7 protein-coding genes are annotated in these 13,407 nt (G+C 39.5%); 4 read left to right on the top strand and 3 right to left on the bottom strand.

Annotated features, from left to right (window positions below; genetic code table 11):
• Window positions 1-282 precede the first annotated feature (282 nt).
• Window positions 283-2,184 carry a fructose-specific PTS transporter subunit EIIC gene (locus tag HC728_RS17580; RefSeq protein ID WP_065596862.1) on the top strand — a complete coding sequence of 634 codons (1,902 nt, stop codon included), beginning with the start codon at window positions 283-285 and terminating at the stop codon, window positions 2,182-2,184.
• Window positions 2,185-2,255: 71 nt separating this feature from the next.
• Entirely contained in the window at window positions 2,256-3,452 is a 1,197-nt protein-coding gene (manA, locus tag HC728_RS17575) for a mannose-6-phosphate isomerase, class I (protein WP_190395821.1), read from the top strand.
• 123 nt (window positions 3,453-3,575) lie between these two features.
• Here the strand turns inward: manA and HC728_RS17570 are convergent, their stop codons facing one another.
• Entirely contained in the window at window positions 3,576-4,361 is a 786-nt protein-coding gene (locus HC728_RS17570; RefSeq protein ID WP_190395820.1) for a PTS sugar transporter subunit IIA, read from the bottom strand.
• Window positions 4,361-4,660 (bottom strand): PTS fructose transporter subunit IIB, encoded by a 300-nt coding sequence (locus HC728_RS17565; RefSeq protein ID WP_005423026.1) that lies wholly within the window; start codon window positions 4,658-4,660, stop codon window positions 4,361-4,363. Before HC728_RS17565 ends, HC728_RS17570 begins: the two co-directional genes overlap by 1 nt.
• 204 nt (window positions 4,661-4,864) lie before the next feature.
• Between HC728_RS17565 and HC728_RS17560 the strand changes: the two genes are divergently transcribed.
• Window positions 4,865-6,760: a PTS fructose transporter subunit EIIC gene (locus tag HC728_RS17560; RefSeq protein ID WP_190395819.1), complete on the top strand. Its 1,896-nt coding sequence runs from the start codon at window positions 4,865-4,867 to the stop codon at window positions 6,758-6,760.
• Between the two features lie 66 nt (window positions 6,761-6,826).
• Here the strand turns inward: HC728_RS17560 and HC728_RS17555 are convergent, their stop codons facing one another.
• A complete protein-coding gene (locus HC728_RS17555) occupies window positions 6,827-9,118 on the bottom strand; it encodes a patatin-like phospholipase family protein (protein WP_190395818.1) in 2,292 nt (763 codons plus the stop codon).
• 732 nt (window positions 9,119-9,850) lie between these two features.
• Between HC728_RS17555 and HC728_RS17550 the strand changes: the two genes are divergently transcribed.
• A complete protein-coding gene (locus tag HC728_RS17550; protein WP_190395817.1) occupies window positions 9,851-13,210 on the top strand; it encodes an Ig-like domain-containing protein in 3,360 nt (1,119 codons plus the stop codon).
• Window positions 13,211-13,407: the final 197 nt, after the last annotated feature.

Genomic DNA, 13,407 nt, shown 5'->3' with positions numbered 1-13,407 from the left:
ATAACCGCATTTTTATCCACTTTAATAATCAAGTGCATGATTACTATTGATAAAAACAACAATGAGAAACACACCAAGTAGCCATGTAACTCTTTATTTATTAAATAATTTTTTGATTTGTACATTATAGATATTTCGTTTTATAAAAATAAGAGCTGAATCACACTTGCTGACAGATGTTACAATAATCCAGTAAATGTCTTTCTCGCACACTTACACAAAGCCCTTATTCCATTCAAACTGTCCCTACATAAGTAACCCATCATTAACAGGGAATATTTCATGATTACTGACTTAATCAATGAACAACTCATTTGTTTAAACCTGAAAGCTCAAACTAAAGACGACGTTTTTTCTGAAATGGCTGAACATTTGTTCCAGCAAGGCCGCATCAGTGATAAACAACAATTTTTAGCGGATATCTATGCTCGTGAAGAGTTAGGAAATACCGGATTTGAAGAAGGCGTTGCACTTCCTCATGCTAAAAGTGCGGCGGTTATTTCTCCTGCTGTAATGATTGGTGTTAGCAAAGAAGGCATCGAATACGGTGCTGAAGATGGTCTTCCATCTCGTCTATTCTTCATGATCGCTTCACCAGCAAATGGTGCAGATCACCACATTGAAGTACTTGCAGAGCTATCATCTAAGTTAATCGAAGACGGCTTTATTGAGAAATTCTTAAACACGACGTCTTCAAAAATGGCACTTGAATTACTGCTTCAAAAAACTGACGAAGCAGAAGCTGTTGAAGCGAATAAAGGGTTCTTGATTGGCGTTACTGGTTGCCCTGCAGGTATTGCACATACTTACCTTGCATCTGAAGCGCTTGAGAAAGGTGCCGCTGAATTAGGTTATCAAATCAAAGTAGAAACGAACGGTTCTATTGGTGTTAAAAATAGCCCAACAGCCGAAGAAATCGAAAAAGCAGAAGCGATCATCGTGGCTTGTGATAAGCAAGTGGATCTGAATCGTTTTGCTGGTAAAAAATTAATTCAAACTGGCGTAAAAGCGCCAATTAAAGATGCGAAAGGGTTAATTACTCAATCACTTTCTCAACCACCTTTTGTGGCTGATAACTCTAATGCATCATCTGAAACTAAAGACAAAACATCACAAGCTCGTTCTGATCTATACCGTTACCTAATGAATGGCGTATCTCACATGATCCCATTTGTTGTTACTGGTGGTCTATTGATCGCACTGGCTCTAGCGCTTGGTGGTCAACCAACAGAAAGTGGAATGGCAATTCCTCCTGGTAGCCTATGGAATAAAGTGCTTGATGTTGGTGTGGTTGCCTTTACTTTAATGATCCCTGTTTTAGCCGGTTACATTGCTTACGCTATTGCTGATCGCCCTGCTCTTGCTCCTGGCTTGATTGGTGGTTGGATTGCAAACAATGGTTCATTCTACGGTGCAGAAGCGGGTACTGGTTTCATTGGTGCTATCATCGCTGGTTTATTAGTGGGTTACTTCGTTAAATTTGTTGCCAACATTAACTACAACAAATTTATTCAACCGCTAGTTCCTATTATGATAGCTCCTATTGCAGGCTCTCTATTTATCTCAGGTCTGTTTATCTTTGTTATTGGTGCTCCAATCGCAAGCTTAATGGATTCATTAACTGCGCTGCTTACTACAATGAGTACAGGTAACGTTGTATTGCTTGGTATCGTACTGGGTGGTATGGCTGGCTTTGATATGGGTGGTCCATTCAACAAAGTAGCCTTCCTATTCTCTGTAGGTATGATTGCAAGTGGTCAAACTCAATTTATGGGTGCAATGGCGTGTGCGATTCCTGTTGCTCCACTAGGTATGTCTTTAGCAACCGTTATTGGTCGTAAATTCAATATCTTTGAAGAATCTGAAACCGAAGCGGGTAAAGCGGCTGGTGCAATGGGCTTAGTTGGTATCTCTGAAGGTGCGATTCCATTTGCAGCTCAAGATCCACTGTCTGTTATCCCTGCAAACATGCTTGGTTCAATCACTGCTGCAGTAATGGCTTTCTCATTTGGTATTACAAACAGTGTTGCTCACGGTGGTCCAGTTGTTGCGCTTCTTGGTGCAATGAACAAACCAGTACTAGCAATTGCATGTATGGCAGCAGGTACTGTTGTGACAGCTCTAGTTTGTGTATCACTTAAAAAGATGCGCCAGAACAAAAATTCTGCTCCTGTAGCTGCTTAATTGCTCTGACACTATTGACGACAATCCCCCTGTCGTTGATAGTGTCTTTCTAGTTTTATGACGAGTACATTATGAACGCATTAAAACCTCAAACTTTTTACCCAATGACCAACGTAATTCAAGATTATGCTTGGGGAAGTCACACTTCAATCGAAGCCTTATTTGATATAAAAAACAACACAGGTAAACCTCAAGCTGAACTTTGGATGGGCGCTCATCCTAATGGTTGTTCTGCGGTTACTGTTAATGGCGACTCTATTCTTTTATCTGATTTAATCAATCAAGATAAAGAAGCTTTTTTATCAAAAACAACAGCTGATGCCTTTGGTGAATTACCGTACCTTTTTAAAGTACTAGCAGCAGAAAAAGCCCTTTCTATTCAAGTTCACCCAAATAAACAACAAGCGGTTGATGGGTTTGAAAAAGAAGAAAAAACAGGCATTGCCCTAACGGCTTTCAATCGTAACTACAAAGATAACAACCACAAACCTGAATTGGTTTACGCATTAACTGACTATAAAGCGATGAACGGCTTTAGAGATTATCAAGAAATCGTCTCTTTGTTCTCTGCAATGCAGCTTCCAACTATTGCATCTTATGTTGATGACTTAGCTCAGGAACCAAATTCAAACGGTTTACAACGTTTCTTTAAAGCGATTCTTTCTTTAGAAAATGAAACCAAAGAGCGTGCTGTTGCTGAATTACTGGATTACGCATCAAGCAGCACTGATGAGCTATTTGTGCTGCTTCAAGATCTTGCGATTCAATACCCGAATGATGTAGGTTTATTTGCTCCACTTATGCTTAATGTTATTACGTTAAAATCGGGTGAAGCAATGTTCCTAAGCGCATGTACACCGCACGCTTATATTCATGGAACAGGGTTAGAAATCATGGCAAACTCTGACAACGTATTACGTGCAGGGTTAACACCTAAATACATGGATATTGATGAATTAATGTCTTGCACTGAGTTTGTAAGCCAACCTCTTTCATCATTACTTACTCAACCAAATACGGTTGATGGTGGTATGAGCTACCCTATCCCTGTTAATGACTTTAAATTCTCAGTATTTACCGCAACAGATGCGTTAACGCTAGAAACCAACAGCGCAGAGATCTTATTCGCTATTGATAGCGATTTAACTTTAACTCACGAAAATGGTGAATCGGTAACAGTTGCAAAAGGACACTCTGTTTTTGTTCCTGCTTATGCAAAACGTTACTCGTTAACCAGCAGTGGTAACGTAGCGAGAGCGTATAATTAAAGGGTCTAGGGTCTAGGGTCTAGGGTCTAGGGTCTAGGGTCTAGGGTCTAGGGTCTAGCAGAATGCTGGCTTGGCGTTGTCGTTAAGTCAGCTTTTTTATGCCCGCAATATTCACTATTGTCGTTACAATAATTGACACATTGCATATAAGATCAAAGCTTGAAGCCCTTTAGGCTGCCTTGTGTGTACCAATCTTTGACTGAAATCCTCAGATAATAAACTTCGCGTTAAATACGTCGCTGCCATAATCATCTCTTTGGTTGGCTTTTCAGGAAGCACCAAAGCAATAATGACATTCACATCACCCATCTTGGACGCCCAATCAACTGGGTAATCACTGCGAATAATGGCGATTGTCGGTTTTTCTACATAAGGGGAAATAACATGTGGCAAAGCGATCTTTTTTGCCATTGCTGTCGATGAACGCTCTTCACGCTTTATCAATGCAAGCAATAGCTCATCAGATTCTTTTGGATAAATAAGTTGAGACAAACCTTTTAGGATTTCAAACTTAGACAGTACGGCTTGCGCTTTTACGTAGTGGAAATCAACCTCACACTGGGGGGTTAATTGAGGGTAAGTATTGGTAATGGTTTCTGAGAAATCACACAATTTATCTGAAGCAACAAAATCAAACGTCGACGACAATAAATCCGTTAAAACAAAATTGGCCCACTCCGCATCCATACCCACGGTGATTAATTGACAAAAATCACCAGGACACAAACCGACTTGAAGTAATCCCAATGAACTTTCAGCGTTTGTGCTTCTATTTTGAGTAATATTATCGATATAAACCAAACTCTTAAACTTTTTAGCAAGACGGGTTAATTGACTTGCAACTTGAGGTGGCAAGCCCTGATCTTTTACAAAAAAAGTAATTCGGTAATCGATAGTATTAAGCTCCATTAGAAAAGGTGTTTTTTCAGTATACCTTCAACATCCGTTAATATGGTTTCAATTGGGAATTGTTTTGAATTAATTCCTAAAAAACGGTTTTTATCTTCAATCTCGATATCCGATGCAATAATAACCAAATCAGCACTGACGATATCAACGGGTGTCAGTACATTTTCTACCCCCATTGCACCTTGTGTTTCCACTTTAATTGAGACACCTAACTTTGCTGCCGCTTTTTTCAATACATCCGCAGCCATATAAGTATGTGCGATTCCTGTAGGACAAGCGGTAACTGCTACAATTTTCATTATTAACTCTTTTCTTATTACAATTTAAATGTTCGATATATATCTGTTATTTATGATAAATTGCTTTATATAAATGAATAAGGATGAAACTCACACTTTACCAATTAGGTTACAATAGTCCAGTAAATGTATTTTTTATCCAGTTATAAAAACCCGAAGATCAACTAAGATTACGCCCTATTACCGGTAGATAATGGAATTGTTATGGATATCACCTCTCTTATAAACGCCAATGTTATCTGTTTAAACCTTGAATCCACATCGAAAGAAGATATCCTTCAAGAGATGGTTCAAATTTTAGATGATGCCGGAAAACTCTCTAATAAAACGCAATTCTTAGCCGATGTATGGGCCCGTGAAGAGATAGGCAACACAGGTTTTGAGGATGGTATTGCTATTCCTCACGCAAAAAGCTCTGCCGTACTCACCCCTTCTGTCGCTATTGGGATCAGTCGCACCGGTATTGATTATGGTGCTGAAGACGGTGAACCTTCTGATATCTTTTTTATGCTCGCCTCAACTGATGGTGATGATAACCAACACATTGAAGCCTTAGCACAGATCTCCAGTCGTTTGATTGAAGATGGTTTTACCAACAAGCTCAAAAAAGCCGACTCAAAAGAAGAAATACTCGATCTTTTTACGGATATTATTCAACCAAATACTGAATCAACCGACATTGAAAACACTCCTCCTCAAACAGAGAAAAGTGAGTTAACTCGTAAACTAGGCCGCACCAAAGAACATTTATTATTTGGTACATCGCACATGATCCCATTCATTGTTGCTGGTGGTGTATTACTTTCCTTATCTGTAATGATCTCAGGTCAAGGGGCCGTACCAACAGAAGGTATTTTGGCTGATATCGCTCAAATGGGCATCGCAGGGTTAACGCTATTTACTGCGGTATTAGGTGGTTATATCGCCTACTCTATTGCAGATAAACCGGGACTCGCTCCTGGCATGATAGGTTCATGGATTGCAGTTCAACAATACAATACCGGTTTTTTAGGTGCGATCATCATTGGATTCTTTGCTGGCTTTGTGGTTCGCAGTTTAAAGAAAATTAAACTGCCTGAAAGTATGGCTTCGTTAGGGTCTATCTTTATTTATCCCCTTGTTGGCACCTTCCTCACTTGTGCAGCAGTAATGTGGGTAATTGGCGCTCCTATCTCGAACGCCATGGCGGCGTTAAACGAATGGCTCGCTAGCATGGCAGGCTCAGGAAAAATCGCTTTAGGTGCAATTCTAGGTGCGATGGCCGCTTTTGATATGGGTGGACCAATTAATAAAGTAGCAACCTTATTTGCTCAAACTCAAGTAAACACTCAGCCATGGTTAATGGGCGGTGTTGGCATCGCTATTTGTACTCCACCACTGGGAATGGCACTGGCGACGTTCTTATCTCCAAAGAAATTTAAACGTGATGAACGAGAAGCAGGTAAAGCGGCCGGAATTATGGGAATGATAGGCATAACAGAAGGTGCGATTCCATTTGCTGCTGCCGATCCCGCTCGTGTTATCCCTGCGATTGTGGCTGGTGGCATTGTCGGTAATATTACAGGTTTTGTATTTAATGTATTAAATCATGCTCCTTGGGGAGGATGGATTGTATTACCTGTTGTCGATGGCAAAATTGGTTACATTATAGGAACGCTTTTGGGTGCATTCACCACTGCCGCTATTGTTATTTTACTTAAGAAAAACGCGGAAGAAGATGATGAACAGATACAACAAGAACTCGCTTTTGAATCCGTCAAAAATGAAGGTGAAGCCGACGTATTGGCAGTTACCGCTTGCCCATCAGGAGTTGCTCATACTTTTCTTGCGGCTAAAAGTTTAGAAAAAGCGGCTCATAAACTCGGTATTAAAATCAAAGTAGAAACCCAAGGCGCTGATGGTATTAATAACCGTATTACCCCTCTTGATATAAAGAATGCCAAGCTGGTCATTTTTGCTCATGATGTGGCAATCAAAGAACCTCTTCGTTTTAAAGGAATGCGGACACTGGATATTGCCACCAAAGATGCCATGTACAGTGCAGAGCAACTGCTCAATGATAATTTAACGAAACATCACAAGCGTTTTTCAAGAGCGTAAACTAGTCAGGATTGATTGTACTATCATAATCAACCCTGATCTTAAAACCGTTAATCATCTCCACACTTATTCAACATTTCCAACAATCAGATACACAGAATCTAAACCATTTTCTGCTCGTCCATAAGACAGAATAATCGGCCCAATAGGCGTGTCTATTCCTCCAAACAATGAACCAGAGAAAATAAGCGGTGCGGAACTAACGTCTGTTGATTTCATTGACCATAAACCACCGTATTCTGCTGATGCCCCCAAATAAAACGCCGTTTTAAACATACCTAAATCATTCTCAAACCAACGGTATCGATAAGTTAAGCGTCCATAAATTTTATTTGCACCAATCAAACTGTTTCGTGGCAAGCCTGATAAATGATTAAACCCGCCAAGCTCAATCGGATTAACTGGAACCAAGTAATCATCACTGTTCGTTATCCCATATTCCGCACTACCAATGAAAGTATGTCTTGCAATGCTTCTGGCAAATAACGCTTCTGCTGTAAATTCATCAATGTATTGTTCTGAATGATCAGAGCCATCTACATCTCGGCTATTTACCTTATCGAATGCATATAAGTAACGTGCATTTATTAACGAACCATGCGTTGGCAATGAAATACTGTCTAAACTATCAAAATTGTATTCGAGCGTTGCACCTAAGCGTTCATATTCCGTTCTTCCATACGCTGAAAGTCCGGTTAATTCATGACTTCCTTTTGCATATAAGATCCCTGTTTTTAACTGCTGATCTTTTGTTGCTTCTACACCAAACAAAGCATCGACGGTAAAATCTCGAAGATTAACAGGATAAAAACTCATACTACTGTTTGGCTCTTTATCTTCTAAACTGCTTGTTGAAATTGAGCGTTTTTTATCGCTATACATCATGTTTGATTGCACAAAGAAATGATGATTTAAATAAAAAGGATAATGAATGGTCGCATCAAATATCTTATCCGTACCTAATTCAACATTTGTACGTAATTCAGCGCCATAATCGTTTAAATCGGTAAAATTAATTGATGCTCCAAGACCATATTGACTGTGCGTATCAAAATCTTCTTCTAAGAAAAAACGAAAATTTAAGTAATTAGGTCCCCACTCTTTCTCTTTGGCGGTCACTTTTAATACATTTTCATTGTTATCTTCTTCAACTAAATAAGTAATTGTTTCAAAACGATTGGTTGCATATAGAGCGTGAATTTTGCCTTCAATATAATCACTGTTAAGCGATGTTCCTTTCTCAAACTGAATAAAACGCTCTAGTTTGTCGCTCTCATAATGGCTTCGATTTTCAACTTCCACTTTATCAATGATTGCGCCTTGAGCTAAACGAACGTTAGCTGATTGCTGCTTTATCTTGTTACTGTATTGAGCATATTCGTTTGGAGTAACCGCTAAAGATTGCAGACGTGATTTCAGCATCATTACTGTATCGTAGCCCTCTTGATACGCTCTTGGCATGCTTGAGAAATCCGTCGTTTCAATATCACCAACACGAGGCTGCAATAAAATATCTTTATCTGTTAAAAATTCCGCTTGCTCTTGAGTACTGCGCTTAACCATAAAATTAGTTAATTGAGATGCCACATCAAATAATGAACCTATCTGCTCTTTAGTCATATAATTTGAGCTAATATCCACCGCGATGACAATATCTGCCCCCATTTCTTTTGCCAGTTCAACGGGCATATTATTGGTTACGCCACCATCGATAAGCAGCTTATCCTCAAACTCATAAGGTGGTAAGGCGCCGGGGACCGACATGCTTGCCATCATGGCATCAACTAAAAGGCCATGATCGATAATCACCTCTTCCATTGAAACAATATCAGTCGCAACTGAACGGTAGCGAATAGGAAAATCATCAAACGATGCAACGGACACGGGATTACCAGATGTTTCACGTAAAATCTTGAGCATATTCTGTCCTTGAATCGCTGACTTTGGTGATTTTACTCCCTCTTTTCTGATTCCTAACGATGGATTTATTGCAAATCTGTCTTCGTACTTTTTATCTCGACTATTTTTCTCTTCTCTGCCTACCTCATCTTGATAGCCACTGTACCAATCTACGGTATGCAAATACCCTTCAATCTCAGAAGCCGATTTCCCTGTAGCATAAAGCCCACCGACATACGCCCCCATACTGGTTCCTGTAATAATATCTATGGGTATATTTAGCTCTTCAAGCGCTTTTAATACGCCAATATGCGCCGCCCCTTTTGCACCACCACCAGCAAGAACCAAAGCTATTTTAGGACGAGATGGTTCTTTTATTGGCTCTGCATATAAATACGGTGTAAAGAGAAATGTAGCTAAAAAAACAAACAATAAGTTCAGACTGAAAACATGACGCATAACCACCATCCTTGGTAAGGAAAATCATTAGTTTTCATAAGAATATCAGGTTTAAAAAAGCAGAATTTGATCGGGGTAACGAAGTGGTTAAGAGCTAAATTTATTAATATAAGAAAGCCTCCATCACTCGAGCCAAAGAGTTACCACAATGTTAAATTAAAAGCTTACTATCGCTAACTTAAATTTATATTTAGAATTTATATGCCTCTTCTTCAATCAAAATAAAACGACTAACGAATCATGTTCTATTACGATTAACGATCAATTATGAAACATAAGTTTTCACGCCAAACTCAAAATAAATACAGACTCACATTTGACATTAAAAAATCACCTCTTTTAAAAAGTCAAAATAACAACAAAAAACTGACTTTTATGTCAAAAAAACAGACATCTAACATATTGCAGTCGCAATTCCAAGAATTACTTTAGAAGCAAGATCACAGTTTGAAAAACTCTTGATATCCTTAAAAATTCTTCTGGTTAGAATGCTCGAAAATTCAATTCAGCTATTAATTTGATATTAATAAATGAATTTTGCGTGGTTCGATTCGAGGTTTTTGCCTAATTATAGTGGTTTAGGAATTAACCTTTTCGTAACAGAATGGGCCTTTATTAAACGGTTCATTCAATCATAGGCAAGGAAGCGAATGATGATGAAATCTATCCATCGCACACCTTTATAATTAATAAATTTATCTAGATAAGATAAATAAAAAAGAAGAAAAAGCAGTGATAAAATTAAATAAAATAACAGCCGCTATTACTAGCGTCATGTTCAGCGGATATTTATACGCCGCTGATGCAAGTGCAACTTCTAACCTTGTTACTTTTGTTCCTGGTGAAACAAAAGTTCAAAATGGAGATATGGTTTCTTTCAATGGCGACTGTTTTGTTGCTAAAAATAATCCAGGTGTTTGGGAATCTCCTACCGCTGATTCATGGTTCTGGGATGCTGCTGAATGTTCAGGTGAACCAAACCCAGGTCCGGGTCCAAATCCAGGACCAAACCCAACTCCAGATCCTGATTTAGGCGATATTATTCCGTTTATCCCAGGTAAGACTCAAGTTGAGAATGGCGATGTAGTTTCATACGAAAACCAATGTTTCATTGCTCAAAACAACCCAGGTGTTTGGGAAACGCCAAGCGCAAGTTCTTGGTTCTGGACACTAACAGAGTGTTCTGACGAACCTGTAAATCCTGAACCAGAAGTGACTGAGCTGTCTATCCTTGCTCCTATTGCTGGACAAGTGTTAACCGCTAACGAAGCTATCTCAATCAATGCACATGTTGATGGCAACTTAGCTGCTAAAGTTGAATTTTGGGCGAACAACACCAAGCTTGCTGAAAAAACAGTAAGCCAAAACAACACTCAATACTCTCAAACTTGGACGCCAAGTGAAGAAGGTAATGCGACGATTAACGTATTTGTTTTCGATAAAAATAACCAAAAGATCGAACAAAAATCAGTATCTGTTACTGTAAAAACAGAAATAACTGAAGATTTCGTTGCGCCTGTAGTTAAGTTTGTTACTCCAGCTAATGGTTCAACAATCAACGTTACTGAGAGCCTATCAATTTCTGTAAATGCAACAGATGCTGATAACGATTTAGCGACACTGGTTGTTAAAGCAAACAACAAAGAAATCTGTTCATTTGACGCAGCGAATACAGACACATTTGCGTGTGACTGGCAACCAACTCAAGCTGGTAATGTAACTCTGAATGCTATCGCTACTGATGCACAAGATCTTTCTTCTACAACAACAGTAAAAATCACTGTTGAAGAAGATGTGGTAGAGCCACCAGTAGAGCCGCCTGTAACTCCAGGTGACTTATGTAAAGACTTTAATGTTTATCCTGATTGGACTCGTGGTGATCACGCAACAGGTGGTGACATTATGGTTCATGATAACATCGCTTACTCAGCAATCTACTGGACTAAAACCATTCCAGGTAGTGATGACTCATGGGCTCTTCACCTAAATTGTGATGGTACTGAACCGGGCACTGCTCCGCTTCTTTCTCTACCAAACCCAATGGATCCAGTACGTCTAGAAGTAGCTGGCTGGCCAAATACATTAGTTGTTGCAAGTCCTGCTACTTCAGCACCAACGACATTGACGATCCAAGCAAGTAACAGTGCTGATCTAGCTGATTTCGATAAGCTAACAAGCACATTTGTATCTATCATTAATGCTACTGCACAAGCGGGTTCAGCATCTATTATCATCAACTCTGATGTTCTTGATAAAGCGACTCGTGATAATGCGTTATCTTCAAGCAGTATTTATGTTAAAGAAGCACTAACACAAGCGATGGATATCACTGGCAATAAGATTGATATTGATGACATCAACGCTCTAAGCAATGATTTAAAAGGTTGGGCAAACGCTCATCACCTAATCATCTCTACTCTTGCGCCAGAAGCAAGTTACGGTTGGTCTCTAAGCATTGGTGACTTTGCTTTTGATACGCACTCAGGTAGACAATCTGTTTGGGATGAGGCGTCTAGTTTCTCTGCGGATTTACTGAATAAATTAGAGCTTTATAAAGCTGAACTAGCAACAAAAGCTGACTTTATTGCGTTCACAAAATCAAACACGACTGAAGCGTTATCAAATGACCAATGGCACAATGCTTTGGAATACGTTAAGCAAGTTTCTGATTACGTGAAAACACCGGTAATGCTAAACAACATCCCAACGGATCAAGCTTCTGCTTACTTCATGGGTGACAAGTCTAGCAAACCACAAATCCGTAAAGCGGCATTCAGCAACGTGTTCGCAATTTTGTTTGATAAAAATACGGCAGAATTAACAGCTAAAATTGAACGCTACCAAGATGCTAAAATGCCACTGTACTACGTTGGTAAAACAACAGAAAACGGCAAACTAACGGTTATTGATGAACTAAATAACCAATTAGCAAATGCTGAAGATGCAATGAATAACACTGCGTTCTTGTATGAAACGCCTCAATCACAATGGATTCCGTCTACGGTTTACAAGTGGGCAGACTTCATGGAAGGCTTGAATGCAATGCATAACATTGGTGTTGCAGGTAACAAGTTCTGGCTATTAGATGAAAACGTTGATGATGCAACAAACATCAAATATGCAAAAGTAGCAATTGCTGCGTTCCTAGCTCAAAGTATGCAAGAAACCATTCGTTACAATGCGTGTGATGAGAATAACTGGTCTGAAATCAAATACGGTGCACCTGCTGATTACCCAATGTCTGCAAGCTGTGGTCAACTTGGTCAAAAATACGCAGATTACGGTGTTAACCCTATTTCAGGTTTAGATCACGCTTACTCTTGTCCTCGTGATGACAAAATGGAAGTAAGTGCCCTAACCCATGCGAAATGGTACGGTGCTCCAGCTCCTGTATTTGCTGCACCTGATGCTGTTCTTGAAGAGCGTGGTTTACTTGTAAACGGAAGTGTGGGTCGTTGGACAAACAATGGTCACTGTAATGATGTACCAACATCTGTAGATACGTCTAAGCAAGTATGGGAACGTGATACATGTAAAACTTACGTTGATCAAAAAGCAGGTAGCTTTATTTGGGATGGCAGCAGCCAAGAAAGCGTTCAAGGTTGTGGCTGGTGGGGCCGTGGTGTAATTCAAACTACAGGTCGTCAAAACTTCGGTACACTTAACCACTACTTAGGTCGTTCACACGTTGATCCTGAGACAATTGGTAAAACAATTGATGGTGTTGTTGTTGAAGCGCCACCAGAGAATCCGCTATACGCTGAACTGGATTTCTGTTCAAACCCAGGCTTAATTTGTAGCTCTGAAGAGAACAAAGAAATCAAGTGGATTGCTGGTCTATTCTACTGGGTTACATCAGTACAAGCGTACCCTGATGAGTCTGGTCAATACGGTAACTGGAACTACCACAACGAGCTTAAGAAGTATGTTGATGGTGGCATGAAAGGTACTGAGTTTATCGATGATGTATCTGGTATCGTAAACCGTGGTTGTCCTGATTTAGTGTGTTCTACTGGTGAAGTACATAACGTTAAAGAACGTCGTGCTAACTTTAAACTGGTACTAGAGCAACTAGGCCTTAACCCACAATAATTTGGTTAAGCTACCTAGGTAATTGATTATCTAATACAGTTAAATGAATAAGAACCCTGCTTTTCGAAGTTAATGCCGATCGTTTAAGGGACTTGAACGATCCTTGGCAGCCTTCATAATCGGTCTTAAATTTATTTTAAGGCCGATTTTTTATGTCTGAGTTTTCTCTTGAATTACAATTAACTGCAGAATTTCAC

The sequence above is a fragment of the Aliivibrio sp. S10_S31 genome (assembly GCF_014694495.1).
Taxonomy (GTDB): domain Bacteria; phylum Pseudomonadota; class Gammaproteobacteria; order Enterobacterales; family Vibrionaceae; genus Aliivibrio; species Aliivibrio fischeri.
The sequence above is the reverse complement of the archived record's forward strand: the minus strand, read 5'-3'. Positions and strand labels throughout refer to the sequence as shown.